At 68.7% G+C, this 17,483-nt stretch carries 18 protein-coding genes; 9 read left to right on the top strand and 9 right to left on the bottom strand.

The features are described from left to right. Positions 1-7: 7 nt before the first annotated feature. Both AWB89_RS01605 and AWB89_RS01600 read right to left on the bottom strand, forming a co-directional pair. The gene (locus AWB89_RS01605; RefSeq protein ID WP_193791354.1) at positions 8-1,318 is read right to left on the bottom strand and encodes a class I SAM-dependent methyltransferase; all 1,311 of its coding nucleotides are present in this window, start codon (positions 1,316-1,318) and stop codon (positions 8-10) included. Then, on the bottom strand, positions 1,315-2,718 hold the full coding sequence (locus AWB89_RS01600) for an FAD-binding oxidoreductase (RefSeq protein ID WP_085171276.1): 1,404 nt from the start codon (positions 2,716-2,718) through the stop codon (positions 1,315-1,317). Before AWB89_RS01600 ends, AWB89_RS01605 begins: the two co-directional genes overlap by 4 nt. An 80-nt stretch (positions 2,719-2,798) precedes the next feature. On the opposite strand from AWB89_RS01600, the gene AWB89_RS01595 reads away from it, so the two are divergent. After that, entirely contained in the window at positions 2,799-3,236 is a 438-nt protein-coding gene (locus AWB89_RS01595) for an SRPBCC family protein (RefSeq protein ID WP_085094992.1), read from the top strand. Here AWB89_RS01595 and AWB89_RS01590 read toward each other — a convergent pair. Further along, a complete protein-coding gene (locus tag AWB89_RS01590; protein WP_193791111.1) occupies positions 3,233-3,994 on the bottom strand; it encodes an Rv3717 family N-acetylmuramoyl-L-alanine amidase in 762 nt (253 codons plus the stop codon). The genes AWB89_RS01595 and AWB89_RS01590 overlap by 4 nt on opposite strands. A gap of 98 nt (positions 3,995-4,092) precedes the next feature. On the opposite strand from AWB89_RS01590, the gene AWB89_RS01585 reads away from it, so the two are divergent. Both AWB89_RS01585 and recR read left to right on the top strand, forming a co-directional pair. Continuing rightward, complete coding sequence (locus tag AWB89_RS01585; protein WP_085171275.1) at positions 4,093-4,449, top strand: YbaB/EbfC family nucleoid-associated protein; 357 nt, start codon at positions 4,093-4,095, stop codon at positions 4,447-4,449. 12 nt (positions 4,450-4,461) lie between these two features. Beyond that, complete coding sequence (gene recR / locus AWB89_RS01580; RefSeq protein WP_085094988.1) at positions 4,462-5,073, top strand: recombination mediator RecR; 612 nt, start codon at positions 4,462-4,464, stop codon at positions 5,071-5,073. A 96-nt stretch (positions 5,074-5,169) separates the two neighbouring features. Here recR and AWB89_RS01575 read toward each other — a convergent pair whose 3' ends face one another. The 3 genes from AWB89_RS01575 to AWB89_RS01565 form a co-directional block, all read right to left on the bottom strand. Next, positions 5,170-5,832, bottom strand: coding sequence for a C39 family peptidase (locus AWB89_RS01575; protein ID WP_085171274.1), 663 nt, complete (start codon positions 5,830-5,832; stop codon positions 5,170-5,172). 93 nt (positions 5,833-5,925) lie between these two features. Further along, entirely contained in the window at positions 5,926-6,633 is a 708-nt protein-coding gene (locus AWB89_RS01570; protein ID WP_085171273.1) for a type 1 glutamine amidotransferase, read from the bottom strand. Further along, entirely contained in the window at positions 6,626-7,855 is a 1,230-nt protein-coding gene (locus tag AWB89_RS01565; protein WP_085171272.1) for a Mur ligase family protein, read from the bottom strand. Before AWB89_RS01565 ends, AWB89_RS01570 begins: the two co-directional genes overlap by 8 nt. A 191-nt stretch (positions 7,856-8,046) precedes the next feature. Here AWB89_RS01565 and AWB89_RS01555 point away from each other — a divergent pair, with 191 nt between their 5' ends. The 3 genes from AWB89_RS01555 to AWB89_RS01545 are packed head-to-tail and all read left to right on the top strand — an operon-like array spanning position 8,047 to position 10,090. Then, on the top strand, positions 8,047-9,039 hold the full coding sequence (locus tag AWB89_RS01555; RefSeq protein WP_085171271.1) for a DEDDh family exonuclease: 993 nt from the start codon (positions 8,047-8,049) through the stop codon (positions 9,037-9,039). A gap of 41 nt (positions 9,040-9,080) precedes the next feature. Beyond that, entirely contained in the window at positions 9,081-9,527 is a 447-nt protein-coding gene (locus AWB89_RS01550) for a hypothetical protein (RefSeq protein WP_085171270.1), read from the top strand. Continuing rightward, the gene (locus AWB89_RS01545) at positions 9,527-10,090 is read left to right on the top strand and encodes a TetR/AcrR family transcriptional regulator (protein ID WP_085171269.1); all 564 of its coding nucleotides are present in this window, start codon (positions 9,527-9,529) and stop codon (positions 10,088-10,090) included. Before AWB89_RS01550 ends, AWB89_RS01545 begins: the two co-directional genes overlap by 1 nt. Here AWB89_RS01545 and leuA read toward each other — a convergent pair. Beyond that, positions 10,087-11,889, bottom strand: a complete 1,803-nt coding sequence (gene leuA / locus AWB89_RS01540; RefSeq protein WP_085171268.1) for a 2-isopropylmalate synthase — start codon at positions 11,887-11,889, stop codon at positions 10,087-10,089. The genes AWB89_RS01545 and leuA overlap by 4 nt on opposite strands. A gap of 351 nt (positions 11,890-12,240) precedes the next feature. On the opposite strand from leuA, the gene AWB89_RS01535 reads away from it, so the two are divergent. Genes AWB89_RS01535 through AWB89_RS01525 form a run of 3 tightly spaced genes read left to right on the top strand, consistent with a single transcriptional unit; the run spans position 12,241 to position 15,677 of the window. Beyond that, positions 12,241-13,506 (top strand): aspartate kinase, encoded by a 1,266-nt coding sequence (locus AWB89_RS01535; RefSeq protein WP_085094973.1) that lies wholly within the window; start codon positions 12,241-12,243, stop codon positions 13,504-13,506. After that, entirely contained in the window at positions 13,507-14,541 is a 1,035-nt protein-coding gene (locus tag AWB89_RS01530) for an aspartate-semialdehyde dehydrogenase (RefSeq protein WP_085171267.1), read from the top strand. Positions 14,542-14,549: 8 nt separating this feature from the next. Next, positions 14,550-15,677 carry a DUF4185 domain-containing protein gene (locus AWB89_RS01525; RefSeq protein ID WP_193791352.1) on the top strand — a complete coding sequence of 376 codons (1,128 nt, stop codon included), beginning with the start codon at positions 14,550-14,552 and terminating at the stop codon, positions 15,675-15,677. On the opposite strand, the gene AWB89_RS01520 is transcribed toward AWB89_RS01525, so the two are convergent. Beyond that, positions 15,674-16,765, bottom strand: coding sequence for a tyrosine-type recombinase/integrase (locus AWB89_RS01520; protein WP_206601239.1), 1,092 nt, complete (start codon positions 16,763-16,765; stop codon positions 15,674-15,676). The genes AWB89_RS01525 and AWB89_RS01520 overlap by 4 nt on opposite strands. Positions 16,766-16,875: 110 nt before the next feature. After that, entirely contained in the window at positions 16,876-17,412 is a 537-nt protein-coding gene (locus AWB89_RS01515; RefSeq protein ID WP_085171264.1) for a helix-turn-helix domain-containing protein, read from the bottom strand. Between the last annotated feature and the right edge of the window lie 71 nt (positions 17,413-17,483).

The following is a 17,483-nucleotide window of genomic DNA, read 5'->3' as shown; positions in this document are numbered from 1 at the left end:
CGGCGGGCTAGGGCTGCCACCACGGCCGCAGCGGCAGGCCGTCGTCGCCGCGCGCGGCGACGTTGGCCGCCAGCACGTGATGCAGCTGAAGGTTGTTCTGCTCGAAGGCCACCCGGGACGCCGCCATGTAGAGGCCCCATACCTTGGCCGTCGCCAGGCCGACCTCCTCGACCGCTTCGTCCCAGTGCTCGACGAGGTTGCGGCACCAGTCGCGCAGCGTCATCGCGTAGTGATGCCGGAAGTTCTCCTCGTGCAGCACCTCCAGGCCGGCGTCCTGGGCCTCGGTGACGATGCGGCCCGAGCCGGTGAGCTCACCGTCCGGGAAGACGTAGCGGTCGGTGAACCCGCCGGCGAACGACGTCGACTTGTTGTCGTGGCGGGTGATGCAGTGGTTGAGCAGCAGGCCGCCGGTGCGCAGCTTGGACTTCAGGAAACCGAAGTAAGTGGGGTAGTTCTTGACGCCGATGTGCTCGGTCAGGCCGATCGAGGAGACGGCGTCGAACTCCGCCTCGGTGACGTCGCGGTAGTCGGAGTGGCGCACCTCGGCCAGGTCCGCAAGGCCTTCGGCATCGATCGCCTGTTGCGCCCATTTCGCCTGCTCGGCCGACAGCGTGGCGCCGATCGCGCGGACGCCGTGCCGCGCCGCGTAGCGCACCATGCCTCCCCAGCCGCAGCCGACGTCGAGCAGCCGGTCGCCCGGCTGCAGGCGCAGCTTGTCGAAGATCAGCCGGTACTTGTTCTCCTGGGCCTCTTCCAGCGTCGCGTCGGCGTGCGGGTAGACCGCGCAGGTGTAGGTCATCGACGGGCCCAGCACCCACTCGTAGAACGTGTTGGAGACGTCGTAGTGGTGGTGGATGGCCTCGGCGTCCCGGGTCTTGCTGTGCATGACGCCGGCCGCGACCCGCCGCCACCGCGGCGGCGCCTCCTCCGGCGGCGGGGCGACGGGCAGCAGGTGCTCGAAGCCCATGGAGCGGACGACGTTGGCCAGCGTCCGCGCCGACGGCCGCTTGAAGTTGACGCGGTCGGTCAGCGTCTTGAGCAACTGGTACGGATCGCCGGGATGCACGCCGTACGTCTGCAGGTCACCCGACACGTAGGCGCGGGCCAGGCCGAGTTCGCCGGGGGCGGTGGCCAAATAGGTGGCACCGCGGGGGGAACACAGGTCCAGGCCCAGCTCCGCGTCCTCGCTGCCGGCGGTGCTGCCGTCGTACGCGGTGAACTTCAGCGGGTGCCGCCCGGTCGCGGCGAACAGCTCCAGGATCTCCGCCATGCTGAGCTTCCCGGTGGTGGTGTGGTTGGGCTCTTTTGTCGTCGTCATCGCCGTTGCACCGCCTTTGCGTACAGGTCCAAGAGACGCGAATCGGGGTCATAGGTTTTCTTGACCGTCTTGTAAGCCTCCCCGCCGTAGAGCTCGTCAAACTCCTCGCGGGTGTAAAAGGAGTCGGAATACAGCGACTTGTGCCCGTCCAGCTCGCTCACCTTCGCCTCGATCGCCCGATTGGTGGCGCCTTCGGTCGAGCCGGCCGGCACCGACGACCAGAAGCCGATGTTGACGTAGGTGTGGTCCGGGCGGATCGGGTACAGCGGCCAGCCGTCGTGATCGCGGAGCCGCAGCGGGCACAACCAGATCGGCGTGATGGGCACGTTGGCGGCGAACCACTCCAAGAACTCGCAGGTCCGTTCCACCGGCACCTCGACGTCCTGCACCACCCGCTCGCGCGGCGGGCGGCCATTGCGCTTCTCGATGCGGTCGGCGATGCCGAAACGCTGGTCCAGGGCCACGAGCTTCCAATAGAAGCTGCTGCGCCGGTAGCGGCGGGGCCACCAGCGTCGCACCCGCGGGTTCTGGGCGCCGAATGCGCGGGAGCACCAGAACCAGTCGGTGTCCCAGCGCCAGAGGTAGTCGTGAATGGTCAGCCGGTCGTCCTTGGTGGCCTGTTGAGTTGTGTTCGAGCCGGCCGCGTCATGCCGAATCGATTGGTAGTAAATGTTTTTCCCGGTGTAATCGCTGACCTGTCCCGGGGTGGCGGTCCGGCGGCCCACGCAGAGGTAGCTTTCGTCGGGGCTGAAGACCACGCCGTCCAGGTAGTCCACCGGGGTCCCGCCCTGCCCGCCGGTGTCGATGATGCGTTCCATCGCCGCGACCAGATCGGGCAGCGAGCGGAATCGGATATGCCGCAGCGCCACGAACGGTGCGACGGGCTCCAGCTCGATGCGCAGCCTGGTCGAATACCCCAGGGTGCCATAGGAATTGGGAAACGCGCGAAACAGGTCCGGGTGCTGGGTGCGCGACGCGGTCAGCAGTTCGCCTGCGCCGGTGAGGATGTCCATCTCCAGCACCGATTCGTGGGGCAGGCCGTTGCGAAAGGACGCCGACTCGATGCCCAAGCCGCTGACCGCACCGCCGAGGGTGATGGTCTTCAGCTGCGGAACCACCAGTGGCGAAAGGCCATACGGCAGGGTCGCGGCCACCAGGTCCTCATACGTGCACATGCCGGCCACGTCGGCGGTGCGGGTATCTGGATCGACCGACAAAACGCCGGTTAAACCGGAGGTGTCCAACCCGCGCGCATCGCGTTTGGCGCGGGCGCGGAACAGATTTGAGGTGGGCTTAGCCAGTCGGACGGCGGACGTCGCGGGGATGGATCGATAACTCGCCATCAACCGGTCGACGCCCGCTGCGTGAGCCGAGAGTGCAGATCCAGGGACAGGCACCACATATACCCTAGTCTTCGGAAACAGCCCGTGCACCCGCGCGCGGGGGGATCGCAGGACATCGAAAAGAGGAGTCGCGCCTGATGGGCCAGGTGAGCGCAGCCAGCACGATCTTGATCAACGTCGAGCCCGGGGCAACCCTGGCCGCGGTCGCGGACTACCAGAAGATGCGGCCAAAGATCCTGTCCCCGCAGTACAGCGAGTACCAGGTGCTGCAGGGCGGGCAGGGGGCGGGCACCGTCGCCAAATGGAAGCTGCAGGCCACCAAGTCACGGGTTCGCGACGTGCAGGTGAACGTTGATGTGGCCGGCCACACCGTGATCGAAAAGGACGCGAACTCGTCCATGATCACCAATTGGACGGTGGCTCCCGCCGGGCCGGGGTCCAGCGTCACGGTGAAGACCAGCTGGACGGGCGCGGGCGGCGTCAAGGGCTTCTTCGAGAAGACCTTTGCGCCCTTGGGGCTGAAGAGGATTCAGGGCGAGGTGCTGGCCAACCTCAAGAAGGAACTGGAAAGCTAGCGCGCCTGGCCCTGGGTGGCCAGGAAGCCCGCGACGCCACGGACGAGCGCGTCGGCGTATTTCTGGCGGCCCTCGGGTGACTCCATCAGCGCCGAGTCCACGGGATTCTTCATGTTGCCGCACTCGACCAGGATCGACGGATACTGCGCCAGGTTCAGACCGGCGAGGTCGGAGCGCCCGTACAACCCGTCCTGGCCGATGTAGTTCGCGGGCGGAATGCCCGACGCCTGCATCTGGTCGCGCATGATGCGGGCGTACTGCACCGAGGGCCCGGCCTGCGCCTGGTTAAGCGGCGGCGCCGAGTAGTTGACGTGGAAGCCGCGCCCCGACGGCGGGCCGCCGTCGGCGTGAATGCTCAGGACCGCGTTGGGGTGCAACGCGTTGGCCATGTTGGCCCGCTCGTCGACGCAGGGCCCCAGGCCGGTGTCGTTGCCGCGCGACATGGCTGTGCGGACGCCCAGCGCGTTCAGCTCGGCGCGCACCCGCAGGGCGGTATCCCAGGTGAACGTGTGCTCCCCGTACCCGGTGTTGGTCGACGTCCCGCTGGCCTGGCAGTCCTTCGTGCCGCCGCGCCCGGTCGGCACCTGGCGGGAGATGGACGCGTCGTTGGAGCCGTTGTGGCCGGGGTCGATGAAAACGACCATGCCGGCGATGTTGGAGGGAACTGCCGCCGCCGTTGGCATGACCGCCGTCGAGGCGGCAACCAGCACACCGATCACCAGTTTGATTCCGACACGCTTGCTCACTCGTAGGTCCACGGCGCAAAGGTAACCTCGCGCGGTCTACGCTGGGTGTTTCGAATCGCCCGGCACCCACAGGCGAAACCAACTCGAGACCAAGATGCGAGGGGATTGTCATGCAACCCGGAGGCGACATGTCGCAACTGCTTGCCCAGGCGCAGCAGATGCAGCAAAAGCTACTGGAGGCCCAGCACCAGCTCGCCAACGCCGAGATACACGGTGAGGCCGGTGGGGGCTTGGTCAAGGTCGTCGTCAAAGGCAGCGGCGAGGTGATCGGTGTGGAGATCGACCCCAAGGTCGTCGACCCCAGCGGCATCGAGACCCTGCAGGACCTGATCGTCGGCGCCATGCGCGACGCTTCGGGGCAGGTCACCAAGATGGCGCAGGAGCGGCTCGGGGCCCTGGCCGGTGGGATGGGCGCCCAGCCGGCCCAGCCGCCGGCGCCGCCGCCGACTCAGATGCCGGGGCTGTGACGCTGCACCGACATGTTTGAGGGACCTGTCCAGGATCTGATCGACGAGCTCGGCAAGTTGCCGGGCATCGGGCCCAAGAGCGCGCAGCGCATCGCGTTCCACCTGTTGTCGGTCGAACCGCCGGAGATCGACCGGCTGACCGCGGTGTTGGGGAAGGTCCGCGAGGGCGTGCGGTTCTGCGCGGTCTGCGGCAACGTCTCCGACGACGAGCGCTGCAGAATTTGTTCTGACACCCGTCGAGATGCGTCTGTGGTCTGCGTGGTCGAGGAGCCGAAGGACATCCAGGCCGTCGAGCGCACCCGCGAATTCCGCGGCCGCTACCACGTGCTGGGCGGCGCGCTGGATCCGCTTTCCGGCGTCGGTCCCGAGCAGCTGCGCATCCGCGAGCTGCTGACCCGCATCGGTGAGCGGGTCGACGACGTCGACATCACCGAGGTGATCATCGCCACCGACCCCAACACCGAGGGGGAGGCGACGGCCACCTACCTCGTCCGGATGCTGCGCGACATCCCCGGCCTGACCGTGACGCGGATCGCCTCCGGGCTACCGATGGGCGGTGACTTGGAGTTCGCCGACGAGCTGACGCTGGGCCGCGCGCTCACCGGCCGCCGGGCCATGGTCTGACGCCTTTCTCTGCGCCGAGCCGGTAATTTCGCCGGCCGCTACTCGCACTTCTTCTGCGGATTTACAGGCTCGACGAATCGAAGCGTGCACCGTCCGTCAGCTGGTCACGACGGCGAAGCTGTCGCTGGTCCGCCACGCCGCTTCGAAGGTGGCGATGGAAACCTGTTCATCGCGCCCGGCCGCGATGCCGCTGTCGTTGAGGTGCACCACGTTGGCCGCGGTGTCGACGCCGATGACGACGACGAAGTGGTTTTCCTGGCTACGGTCGCCGCCCTTGTTCCAGAGGATCCTGTCGTTGATCCCGACGATCACCTTGCGCCCCTGATCCAGGTCCTGCGCGACGGCGTCGAGGTTGGGGTGGACCGCGTTTGCCGGCACGCCATAATGCGCCAGCAGCACGGGCAGGTCCGAGTTCTTGGTGTTGCTCCCGGGCCGGTAAATCGGGCCGGGATGGCTGACGCTGGGGATGTTCCCCGCCGCGGCGGTGATCTCGTCCTCGGTGGGTTCGTGGCCGGTGACCTGGCCGACGACGTCGGCCACCGCCATCTCCCCGCAGTCGCGGTCCTGCTGCTGGTAGCGCCAGTAGGGCGCCGCGGCCGCCGGGTTGCCGTGCATCCCCTCGTGGCGGGGGACGGGTGCGCCCGGGGCCGCGTCGGCCCTCGCGGCGAACGCGACCATCGAGCCGCCGGCCGCGCTCAAGACTGCCGCGAGCCCGACGACGCGGGCGGCCTTGGCGACGATGGTTCGGGGGTTGGTCATGGGATTCCTTTTCTCGGTCGCTGGGACGAGAAAAGGCTGGGCGGCGCGGCTCGATGAATCCTTGAAGGAAACTTGGAGCGCAGCTAGGCCGCGCTAGCGGGCCGCCAGGCGCTCGCGGCGCAGCAGGTCCACCTCGGGCAGCTGCAGCGGCGCCAGGTCGCCGACCACCTTGCCGAGCAACAGGTCGGCCAGCTCGGGGTTGCGGGCCAGGCACGGCCCGTGCATGTAGGTCGCGACCACGCTGCCCTGCACCGCGCCGTCGAAGCCGTCACCGGCCCGGTTGCCCGCGCCCTTGACGACCGCGCCCAGCGGCGTCGCCGCCGGCCCCAAAACGGTGCCGCCCCGGTGGTTCTCGAAGCCGGTGAGCCGCTGCGTCAGGCCGGCCAGCAGCGGCTTGCTGACCAGCTCGCCGATCGTGCGTGCGTCCTGCGGCGACGTGGTCGCGTCGAGCATGCCGACGCCCTCGACCCGTTCCCCCGACGACGTCGCATACCAGTGCCCCAGCACCTGCACCGCCGCGCAGATGGCCAGCACCGGCGCGCCCCGCTCGGCCGCGCGCTGCAGGCCCGGATAGCGAAGAAGGTGCCGCGTGGCCAGCCGCTGCGCGTAGTCCTCGGCCCCGCCCAGCGTGTAGAGGTCCAGCGACTCGGGCACCGGGTCGGCCAGCGTGATCTCGACGATCTCGGCGTCGATGCCGCGCAACCGCAGCCGTTGGCGCAGCACCAGGGCGTTGCCGCCGTCGCCGTAGGTGCCCATCACGTCGGGCAGGACCAGCCCGATCCGCACGGTGGAGTCAGCCATGGCGGGCCAACGCTCGTTGCAGCTGCAGGAAGGCGGTGTAGTTGGCGACGACCTCCACCCGCCCCGGCGGGCAGGACGCGATGGCCGCGACGGTGTCGTGCACCAGCGTGTGTTCGACGCCCGCGTATCCCAGGCGCACGGCCAGGTCGGTGCCGCGTTCGCCCGCCGCCACGACGGCCGTCTCCTCGAAGTGCTCGAAGCGCACGTCCCACAGCCACGACAGGTCCTCGCCGTCGGGCACCTGCCCGTTGACCGAGATGACGACCCCGGCCGCGTGCTTGTCGACCATCGACAGCGCCTCCTGCCAGCCGGCGGGGTTCTTGGCCAGCAGGATGCGCGCCTCGTGGTCGCCGACGCGGACGCTGCGGTAGCGCCCGGCGACCTCGTCGACGTTCGATACCGCCGCCACCGCTTTCGAGGGCTCGGCGCCCAGCGCGACGGCGGCGGCCACGGCCTGGGCGGCGTTGCCCCGGTTCACCGCGCCCGGCAGCGCCAACCGCACGGGCAGGGCCAGCCCGTCGGGCCCGTACAGCGTCTCGTCGTCGAACCACCACTGCGGGCTGGGCCGCTTGAAATCGGCGCCGGTCGAATACCAGTGCCCCTGATCGCGGACGATGACCTCGCCGCTGCGCGGGCAGCTGACCGAGTCGTTCGCCCACGCGCCGCCCGCGGCCACCCACACCACGTTGGGGCTGTCGTAGGCCGCGGAGGTCATCAGCACGTCGTCGCAGTTGGCGACGACGACCGCGTTCGGGTGACGCGCCAGGCCGGCCCGCAGGGTGCGTTCGATCACGTTGATCTCCCCGACCCGGTCCAGCTGGTCACGCGACAGGTTGAGCAGCACGATGACGCTGGGCTCGACGGCGTCGGCGACATGCGGCACGTGCATCTCGTCGACCTCGAGGGCCGCCAGCCCGGCCTCGCGGTCGGCGGCCAGCGCGGCGACCAGGCCGGCGTCCATGTTGGCGCCCTCGGCGTTGGTCGCCACCCGCCCCAGCGTCGCGAGCGCGGCCGCCGTCATTCGCGTGGTCGTCGACTTGCCGTTGGTGCCCGTGACGACGACGGTGCGGCGCCCGGCCCCGAGCTGGCGCAGCACCGAGCGGTCCAGCGTCATGGCGACCAGGCCGCCGATCATGGCGCCTGCCCCGCGTCCGGTCACCCGCGACGCCCAGCGCGCGCTCGCTCCCGCGGCGAGGGCCAGGCGTGCGCGGGTGGTGATCACCCGCGCAGTTTATTAGGGCGATCGCAAGCGCGGCGCTGCGCGCCGGGCGCGGCGGGTCGCCCTCATCGGATCTAGGGCGATCGCAAGCGCGGCGCTGCGCGCCGGGCGCTGCGGGTCGCCCGCGTGGATTCAGGGCCGACACGACAGCTCAGCGACCGGGCGATGTCGGTCGCGCGTGCCATGCTCAGGTCATGAACCGGGTGTCCTGGGGGCGGCCGGCCAACGAGCCGGGCGGGGGTTGGGCGGTCATCGACGTCGAGACCTCGGGCTTTCGACCAGGTCAGGCGCGGATCATCAGCGTCGCCGCGCTCGGGCTCGATGCCGAGGGCCGGGTCGAGCAGTCGGTGGTCAGCCTGCTCAATCCCGGGGTGGACCCGGGCCCGACCCACGTGCACGGCCTGACCGCCGCGATGCTCGAGGACCAGCCGCAGTTCGGCGACATCGTCGGCGACCTGGTCGAGGTGCTGCGCGGCCGGACGCTGGTGGCCCACAACGTCGCCTTCGACTACGCGTTTTTGGCCGCGGAGGCCGAGCTCGCCGAGGCCGAGCTGCCCGTCGACAACGTGATGTGCACGGTCGAGCTGGCGCGGCGGCTGGACCTCGGGGTCGAGAACCTGCGGCTGGAGACCCTCGCGGCGCATTGGGGCGTGGTGCAGGAGCGCCCGCACGACGCCTTCGACGACGCGCTGGTGCTGACCGGCGTGCTGGAGTCGGCGCTGGAGCGGGCGCGCGAGCGCGACGTCTGGCTGCCGGTGCACCCGGTGACCCGGCGGCAATGGCCGAACGGCCGGGTGACCCACGACGAGCTGCGCCCGCTGAAGGTGCTGGCCTCGCGGATGCCCTGCCCCTACCTCAACCCGGGGCCCTTCGTGCGGGGCAGGCCGCTGGTCCAGGGCATGCGGGTCGCGCTGGCGGCGGAGGTGCGGCGCACCCACGAGGAACTCGTCGAGCGGATCTTGTACGCCGGGCTCGCCTACAGCGACGTCGTGGACGGCGAGACCTCGCTGGTGGTCTGCAACGACGCCGCCCCCGAACAGGGCAAGGGCTATCACGCCCTGCAGCTCGGGGTGCCGGTGCTGTCCGACGCGCAATTCATGGAGGGCGTCGGCGCCGTCGCCGGCGGCACCAGCATGGAGGAATTCACCGACGTCACCGCGGCCGACGCGCAGCTGGCCCTGTTCTAAACCCTTGCCATCACTACGCCCGTAGTAGTACCGTCGTCGCCATGGCAACCACTACAGGTGTAGTACATAGGCGTTGGTGGGCGGCGTACCGCCGGCACGGCTACTTTTTCCGCGCGGCCGCCATGCTGACCATTTCGCTCGGCGTGCTGATCCACCTGTACCGGGTGGTCTTCGGGGACGCCCTCACGCTGAAGTACGCGATGACGCTGACGACCGACCGGATCCTGCTGGTCCCGATGACGTATGCGGCCGTCACCGGCATCCTCGTCTACCGGCGCGTGCGGTTCGCCAACAAGCCGCATCGGGCGTTCTTCACGGCCTCGCTGGTGTACATCGCCGGCAGCGTGCCGCTGCACGTCTACTGCTCGTATGTGACCGAGGATCTTTCGCTCTACATGTGGTTCGGCCGGTGGTTCAGCTACCTGCTGCTGATCGCGGTGTATCCGGCCTTCCTGACGATGTTCGGCCGGCTGCGCTACAAAGACTGATGCCGCCCAATCCGGAACGCCGTGCGCAGATGCTGGACGCCGCGATCGGCATCCTGGCCGACACCGGCGTCGGGGGCCTGACGCATCGCCAGGTCGACGAGCGGGCGGACCTGCCGGCGGGCACCACCTCGAACTACTTCCGCACCCGGCAGGCCTTGCTCGAAGCCACCGCGTCGCGCACCGTCGACCTGCATTGGCAGCGCGTCGAGGCGTTGCGGGCCTCGATCGGTTCGCTGACCCGCGACGGCGTCAAAGCGCTGCTGATCCGGCTGATCTCCGATCCGGACGCGCAGGCTCGCCGCTACACGCTGGCCCGGTTCGAGTTGTTCATGGAGGGCACGCGGCGGCCCGAGCTGCGGCCGCTGCTGATGCAGTTGCAGGCCGCGGCGGTGAAGTCCGCCACGCTGATCTTTGAGGCCGCGGGCCTCGCCCCGGAGCCGCAACTGCTGGAGGAGCTCAGCCGCCTGCTCAACGGCTACGTGTTCAGCAAGCTGACGATGCCCATCGATGACGACCCGGCGGGGCTGGTCGATCGGCTGCTGAGCGCGTTCGTCGAGGACTAGCGGGAAGCCCGGTTCACCGCCGACACCACGGCCCGCAGCGACGCGGTGGTGATCGACGGCGCGATGCCGACGCCCCACACCGTCCTGCCGGCGACCGAAGCCTCCACATACGCGGCCGCCTGAGCGTCGTCACCCGAGCTCATCGCGTGTTCGGAGTAGTCCAGCACGGCGACGTCGAAGCCGACGGTCCCCAGCGCGTGGACGAAGGCGGCGAGCGGGCCGTTGCCGGTGCCGCTGATCTCGGTCTCGACGCCGTCGATCTTGACGGTGGCCTCGATCGTCGTCGCGCCGCCGTCTTCGTCGGAGGCGTCGACGCGCTGCTTGATCCGCTCCAGCGGCCGCACCGGAACCAGGTACTCCTCGGAGAACGCCTCCCACATCTCCTTCGGCGAGACCTCGCCACCCTCGCCGTCGGTGATCTTCTGGATCACCTGGGAGAACTCGATCTGCAGCCGCCGCGGCAGCGCCAGGCCGTGGTCGGCCTTCATGATGTAGGCCACCCCGCCCTTGCCGGACTGCGAATTGACCCGGATCACCGCCTCGTAGGTGCGCCCGACGTCCTTGGGATCGATCGGCAGATAGGGCACCTGCCAGAGCATGTCGTCGACGTCGGTGTCGGCCTCGTCGGCGGCGATCTTCATCTGGTCCAGGCCCTTGTTGATGGCGTCCTGGTGGCTGCCGGAGAACGCCGTGTAGACCAGGTCGCCGCCGTAGGGGTGGCGCTCGGGCACCGGCAGCTGGTTGCAGTACTCCACGGTGCGGCGGATCTCGTCGATGTTGGAGAAGTCGATCTGCGGGTCCACGCCGCGGGAGAACAGGTTCAGCCCCAGCGTCACCAGGCACACGTTGCCGGTGCGCTCCCCGTTGCCGAACAGGCAGCCCTCGATCCGGTCCGCGCCCGCCTGGTAGCCCAATTCGGCTGCGGCGACGGCGGTTCCGCGGTCGTTGTGCGGATGCAGGCTCAGGATCACCGACTCCCGGTTGGCCAGGTTGCGGCTCATCCACTCGATCGAATCGGCGTAGACGTTCGGGGTGGCCATCTCCACGGTGGCGGGCAGGTTGAAGATGATCGGGTTGTCCGGCGTGGGCTGGATGATCTCGCCGACGGCGTCGCACACCTGCTTGGCGTACTCGAGTTCGGTGCCCGTGTAGGACTCCGGCGAGTATTCGAAGCGCCACTGCGTCCCGGGGTGCTTGGCGGCCTCCTCGACACACTTGCGCGCGCCGTCGGTCGCGATGGCCTGCACCGCGGCCCGGTCGGCGCGGAACACGACGCGGCGCTGCAGGATCGACGTGGAGTTGTAGAAGTGCACGATGGCCCGCGGCGCGCCCTCACACGCCTCGAAGGTGCGCTCGATCAGCTCCGGCCGGCACTGGGTCAGCACCTGGATCGTCACGTCGTCGGGGATGGCGCCCTCGGTGATGATCGCGCGGACGAAATCGAAGTCGGTCTGGCTGGCCGACGGGAATCCGACCTCGATCTCCTTGTAGCCCATGCGCACCAGCAGGTCGAACATGCGCCGCTTGCGGGCCGGGCTCATCGGGTCTATCAGCGCCTGGTTGCCGTCGCGCAGGTCCACCGCGCACCACAGCGGGGCGCGGGTGAGGACCCGGTCGGGCCAGGTGCGGTCGGCCAGCCGGATGGGCTCGACCTCTTCGGCGAAGGGCCGGTACCGGTTGATCGGCATCGACGATCCGCGCTGGGGATTCCACGAGGGCTGGCCGGGCCCCGGCGGGCCGGCGGGTTTGACGATGGTGCGTGCCGACTTGTAGACGTCGGGCGAATCAGGATTGGTCACGGTAGTTGCTCCGGGGTTTGGAAGGAACCTCAGACCGGCGCATCGCGAACTCCCGCGACGGGAGGCCGGTCTGGATCAGACCCCGTCGCGGCGTCCGAGGAGGAGCACCCGCTGCACGGTGTGCACTCTACCGCGATCTGCGCCGTGAGGGAAAACAGGCATCGAGTGTGCGGTGCCGGCTTTGCGTGTGCACTCAGGGCGAGAAAATCGCGAAAGTCTCGCCCTGAGCTCACACTCAAAGCCCAGCGCGCACAGGCATCGGCCGGAAAACCCAGATGCGCAGGCACGTATTCTGTTGTGGACTTGACGCGCAATCGGCGCAGAGACTCCGGAAGACAGGAACGAACAACAGTGGCGCTCGTCGTGCAGAAGTACGGCGGATCATCCGTGGCGGATGCCGACCGGATCCGCCGCGTCGCGGAGCGCATCGTCGCGACCAAGAAGCAGGGCAACGACGTCGTCGTGGTCGTGTCCGCGATGGGCGACACCACCGACGACCTGATGGACCTCGCCCAGCAGGTCTGCCCGGCCCCGCCGCCGCGGGAGCTCGACATGCTGCTGACCGCCGGTGAACGCATCTCCAACGCGCTGGTCGCCATGGCGATCGAATCGCTCGGCGCGCAGGCCCGCTCGTTCACCGGTTCGCAGGCCGGCGTGATCACCACCGGCACCCACGGCAACGCCAAGATCATCGAGGTCACCCCGGGCCGGCTGCGGACCGCCCTCGACGAGGGCCGCATCGTGCTGGTCGCCGGTTTCCAGGGGGTCAGCCAGGACACCCGGGACGTCACCACGCTCGGCCGCGGCGGCTCGGACACCACTGCGGTGGCCCTGGCCGCGGCGCTCGGCGCCGACGTCTGCGAGATCTACACCGACGTGGACGGCATCTTCAGCGCGGACCCCAGGATCGTGCACAACGCCCGCCGGCTGGACACCGTCACGTTCGAGGAGATGCTCGAGATGGCGGCGTGCGGCGCCAAGGTGCTGATGCTGCGCTGCGTCGAATACGCTCGCCGCTACGACATTCCCGTGCACGTCCGGTCGTCGTATTCGGACAAGCCGGGCACCATCGTCAAGGGATCGATCAAGGACATCGCCATGGAAGACCCCATCCTCACCGGAGTCGCGCACGACCGCAGCGAAGCCAAGGTGACCATCGTCGGGATCCCCGACATCCCGGGCTATGCCGCCCGGGTGTTCCGGGCCGTCGCCGACGCCGACGTCAACATCGACATGGTGCTGCAGAACGTGTCCAAGGTCGAGGACGGCAAGACCGACATCACCTTCACCTGCTCGCGCGACAGCGGACCCACCGCGGTGGAGAAGCTCGACGCGCTGCGCGACGAGATCGGGTTCACCCAGTTGCTCTACGACGACCACATCGGCAAGGTGTCGCTGATCGGGGCGGGCATGCGCAGCCACCCGGGCGTCACCGCGACGTTCTGTGAGGCGCTGGCCACCGTGGGCGTCAACATCGAGCTGATCTCCACCTCCGAGATCCGGATCTCGGTGCTGTGCCGCGACACCGAACTAGACAAGGCCGTCGTGGCGTTGCACGAAGCATTCGGGCTCGGCGGCGAGGAGTCGGCGACGGTGTATGCGGGGACGGGCAGATAAATGGTTGCGATTGGGGTAGTGGGGGCCACCGGTCAGGTGGGCCAGGTGATGCGCGCGCTGCTCGAGGAGCGTGACTTCCCCGCGACGACGGTCCGGTTCTTCGCTTCCGCCCGCTCGCAGGGCCGCAAGCTGCCCTTCCGCGGCCAGGAGATCGAGGTCGAGGACGCCGCGACCGCGGACCCGACCGGGCTGGACCTGGCGGTGTTCTCGGCCGGCAAGACGATGTCGCTGGTACAGGCGCCGCGGTTCGCCGCCGCCGGCGTGACGGTGATCGACAACTCGTCGGCGTGGCGCAAGGACCCCGACGTGCCGCTGGTGGTGTCGGAGGTCAACTTCGCCCGCGACGCCGCCAACCGCCCGAAGGGCATCATCGCCAACCCGAACTGCACGACCATGGCCGCGATGCCGGTGCTCAAGGTGCTGCACGACGAGGCGCAACTGCAGCGCCTGGTGGTGTCCAGCTATCAGGCGGTTTCCGGTAGCGGTCTGGCCGGCGTCGACGAATTGGCCACCCAGGTGCGCGCCGTCATCGACGGCGCCGAGCAGCTGGTGTACGACGGCGGCGCCTGCGACTTTCCGGCGCCCAAGACCTACGTGGCACCCATCGCGTTCAACGTCCTGCCGCTGGCGGGGTCGCTGGTCGACGACGGTTCCGGCGAGACCGACGAGGACCAGAAGCTGCGCTTCGAGAGCCGCAAGATCCTCGGCATCCCCGACCTGTTGGTCAGCGGCACCTGTGTGCGGGTGCCGGTGTTCACCGGGCACTCGTTGTCGATCAACGCCGAGTTCGCCCGGCCGCTCTCACCGGAGCGGGCCCGTGAGCTGCTCGAGGGCGCCCCGGGCGTCAAGGTGGTCGACGTGCCGACGCCGCTGGCCGCCGCCGGCGTCGACGAATCGCTCGTCGGGCGCATCCGGCGCGACCCGGGCGTGCCCGACGGGCGCGGCCTGGCCCTGTTCGTCTCGGGGGACAACCTGCGCAAGGGGGCCGCGCTGAACACCATCCAGATCGCCGAGTTACTCGCCGCCCAGTTGTGAACCCGCGGGTGAGTTCCGCGACGCGGTTCTCCCTGGTTGCGGCCGCTTTCCTGGTGCCGCAGTGCTTTTGGCCGGCGCGCGCCGATCCGCCGGCGCCGGCGCCGGAGCCGATCCTGCAGCCGCTGGCGCCGGGCCAGGTGGTGCGCATCGGGCCGACCGCCGGCACCGGAACCCCCACCGGGGACTACGGCATCGGCGCGACGGACTTGTGCGAGTTCGTCGAGTTCCCCGCCGAGTTGCTGCAGGTCTGCGGCGACAGCTTCGCCGGCCAGGGCGTCGGCTTCGGCGGCTGGTATTCGCCGATCGCGTTGCACGTCGACACCGCGTCGGTCGACGACCCCGCCGGGGTGCGCTACACCGGCGTCACCGGGATCAACAAGCCGCTGCTGGCCGACCCCACGCCGCCCGGGGATTCCCAGCTGCCCGCCGGGGTGGTGCAGATCAACCGGCGCAACTACCTGATGGTGACCACGACGAAGAACCTGGAGCCGCAGAACTCGCGGTTGGTGATGGCGGAACCGGCGCGCGGCGGCTGGCAGACGGTAGCGGGATCCCGCCGCGACGGCTCCTACCAGGGCGGGCGGCAGTCGCAGATCAGCGGCTACTACGACCCGATCCCCACCGCGGACTCGCCGGGCGGGTGGGTGTACATCGTGGCCAACAGCTTCACGCGCCGTGAGCCGGTGCTGCTGTACCGGGCCACGCCGCAGACGTTCATCGACCGGTCGCGCTGGCAGGGCTGGGCGCCCGGGCCCGGCGGAGGGTGGGGCAAGCCGCCCGCGCCGTTGTGGCCCGATCAGGTGGGCGAGATGTCCATCCGGCAGATCGATGGCAAGGCGGTGCTGTCCTACTTCAATGCCAGCACCGGCAACATGGAGGTCCGGGTGGCCGACGACCCGACCTCGCTGGGCACCGCGCCCGTGACGACCGTGGTGCAGCACGACGAGTGGCCCGATCCCGCCGAGAGCCTGCCGCCGCCGTACGACAACCGGCTCGCACAGCCGTACGGCGGGTACATCTCACCGGGCTCGACCCTGGATGAGCTGCGGATCTTCGTCAGCCAATGGGACACCCGGACCCGGGCGACCGCGCCGTACCGGGTCATCCAGTTCGCGGTCAACCCGTTCAAGCCCTAGTCGGAGGCGGTTTTTGACCCCTCAGTTCGCAGTTGGTCCGCAGTGGCTCCGAGCGACGCTGCGATCAGTTCTCCGGCGGCCTTGCGGGTCCGGTCGTTCGCGTCCGGCCAGAGGTGGCTGTAGGTGGTCAGCGTGATCGCGGCGGAGGAGTGGCCGAGCGCCCGCTGCACCGTCACGACGTCACACCCTGCCCGGATCAACCCGGATGCGTAGAAGTGCCGCAGATCGTGCAGTCGGTGCTCGATACCGGCCGCTTCGCGGGCGGTGCGCCACGATCGCGCGACGGTCGCCGCGTGGGCGGGCGTCTTTACGTCACGGTTGCCGGGGAACAGCCAGCGATCAGGATCGTCGCCGTCTCGGTACAGCCGCACGTGCTCTGAAAGCATGGTGACCAGCTGATCGGGGATGTACATGGTGCGTTCCGACCCGTATTTGGGAGCCCGGATCTCCATCTGGCCGTCGTCGGTCCACTGCACCTGCCGACGCACGTGAATTTCCCTGCGCAGAAAATCCACATCGGACACCTTCAGCGCGGACGCCTCACCCCGGCGCAACCCGGCGAACGCGCACACCGCGAACAGGGCCGCGTATTCGTCCGCACTGGAGCGCAGGACTAAGCCGACCTGCTCCGCGGTGGGGATGATCATCGCCGCAGTCGCTTTGCGTACCCGCGGCAGTCGTACCCGATCAGTCACATCACGGCTCAAGTACCGATCGCGCACCGCTGCCCGAAGCACGGCGCGGACGTTGCCAAACCGGGTACGGATGGTCGTCGGTTCCAGCTCCTTGTCCTGCATCGCCTTCACCCACGCCTCGACGTGGGAGACACGCAGGTCGGCCATTGCCGTACCGCCGAACGTCACCGAGTTCACGGCCAGATCCATCGCGTGCCGCGTGCCGGACACCCACACCTGACGCTTGGACCACTCCGCGTAGAAAGAGGCGAACGTGACCTTGCCCAGCCGCGGGTCAACATACGAGCCGGTAATCTGCGCCGCGACGACGGTATCGAGCCACGCCTGCGCGTCCGCCTTTCGTTCGAAGGCTTTGGTGTGCTCGTGGCATGCGTCGTCGACGTACCGGGCCATCCACCGCATTCCCTTGCCGTGCCTGGCGCTGGGAACCCTTTGCCTGTGCCCGTGCTCGTCGCGAACGGTCTTGGTCCAACGGTCTTCGACGCCGGCCCTACGGTTGCGCTTCATTCCTTGTCTTGTAACTTCCTCTTGGGCTTCTTGCCCGAAAGGGCACTAGCCCAACTGGCCTCGATGTCCTCAATGAAATGTTCGACGAGTTCGTTCAGCCCGTCGCCTGCTGCTTCTAGGTTGCCGAGTACCGAACGAACAAGTCCGGCCAGGGCGTCGTAGCGCTCGTAATCCGGCGGAATGTCTTCCATCCGGTCCCGAAGTGACTGGGCTGTCCGCTCAAGCCCTGTGCGGGAGAGAAAGACAGTGTCGCTCAGCGCTTCAAGCAAATACTCCAGATCACGTTTGTTATTGGTGTTGCGGCCCAGCAGGGAGTCAACAGAGACCTCAAACACGTCGGCGATGCCTACCGCCTCGTTGATCCGCACCGAACGGTCACCGGCCTCGATCTTTGCGACAGTGCTCGGGTGCATCGGTTGGATGCCCCTGTCCGACAACATCTTTGCCGTTTCGGCTTGCGACCACCCCCGGTTCTCCCTCAGGGCTCGCAACCTCTTCCCAAAATGCGAGTCGCCCCACTTCTGGCTTCCCATTTTCGCAAACTTTCTATTCTGGTTTGACCAGCGCGACAAGCGCGGTTCACACTGATCATATTCCCCAAACC

Origin of the sequence: Mycobacterium paraense (assembly GCF_002101815.1) — a bacterium.
Taxonomy (GTDB): domain Bacteria; phylum Actinomycetota; class Actinomycetes; order Mycobacteriales; family Mycobacteriaceae; genus Mycobacterium; species Mycobacterium paraense.
This window is presented reverse-complemented; position numbering and strand designations above follow the sequence as displayed.

Excerpts from the sequence above, each read along its gene's own strand:
- AWB89_RS01605 (WP_193791354.1), bottom strand. The coding sequence starts at position 1,318 with ATGACGACGACAAAAGAGCCCAACCACACCACCACCGGGAAGCTCAGC.
- AWB89_RS01595 (WP_085094992.1), top strand. The coding sequence starts at position 2,799 with ATGGGCCAGGTGAGCGCAGCCAGCACGATCTTGATCAACGTCGAGCCC.
- AWB89_RS01585 (WP_085171275.1), top strand. The coding sequence starts at position 4,093 with ATGCAACCCGGAGGCGACATGTCGCAACTGCTTGCCCAGGCGCAGCAG.
- recR (WP_085094988.1), top strand. The coding sequence starts at position 4,462 with ATGTTTGAGGGACCTGTCCAGGATCTGATCGACGAGCTCGGCAAGTTG.
- AWB89_RS01575 (WP_085171274.1), bottom strand. The coding sequence starts at position 5,832 with ATGACCAACCCCCGAACCATCGTCGCCAAGGCCGCCCGCGTCGTCGGG.
- AWB89_RS01570 (WP_085171273.1), bottom strand. The coding sequence starts at position 6,633 with ATGGCTGACTCCACCGTGCGGATCGGGCTGGTCCTGCCCGACGTGATG.
- AWB89_RS01555 (WP_085171271.1), top strand. The coding sequence starts at position 8,047 with ATGAACCGGGTGTCCTGGGGGCGGCCGGCCAACGAGCCGGGCGGGGGT.
- AWB89_RS01550 (WP_085171270.1), top strand. The coding sequence starts at position 9,081 with ATGGCAACCACTACAGGTGTAGTACATAGGCGTTGGTGGGCGGCGTAC.
- AWB89_RS01545 (WP_085171269.1), top strand. The coding sequence starts at position 9,527 with ATGCCGCCCAATCCGGAACGCCGTGCGCAGATGCTGGACGCCGCGATC.
- AWB89_RS01530 (WP_085171267.1), top strand. The coding sequence starts at position 13,507 with ATGGTTGCGATTGGGGTAGTGGGGGCCACCGGTCAGGTGGGCCAGGTG.
- AWB89_RS01520 (WP_206601239.1), bottom strand. The coding sequence starts at position 16,765 with ATGGCCCGGTACGTCGACGACGCATGCCACGAGCACACCAAAGCCTTC.
- AWB89_RS01515 (WP_085171264.1), bottom strand. The coding sequence starts at position 17,412 with ATGGGAAGCCAGAAGTGGGGCGACTCGCATTTTGGGAAGAGGTTGCGA.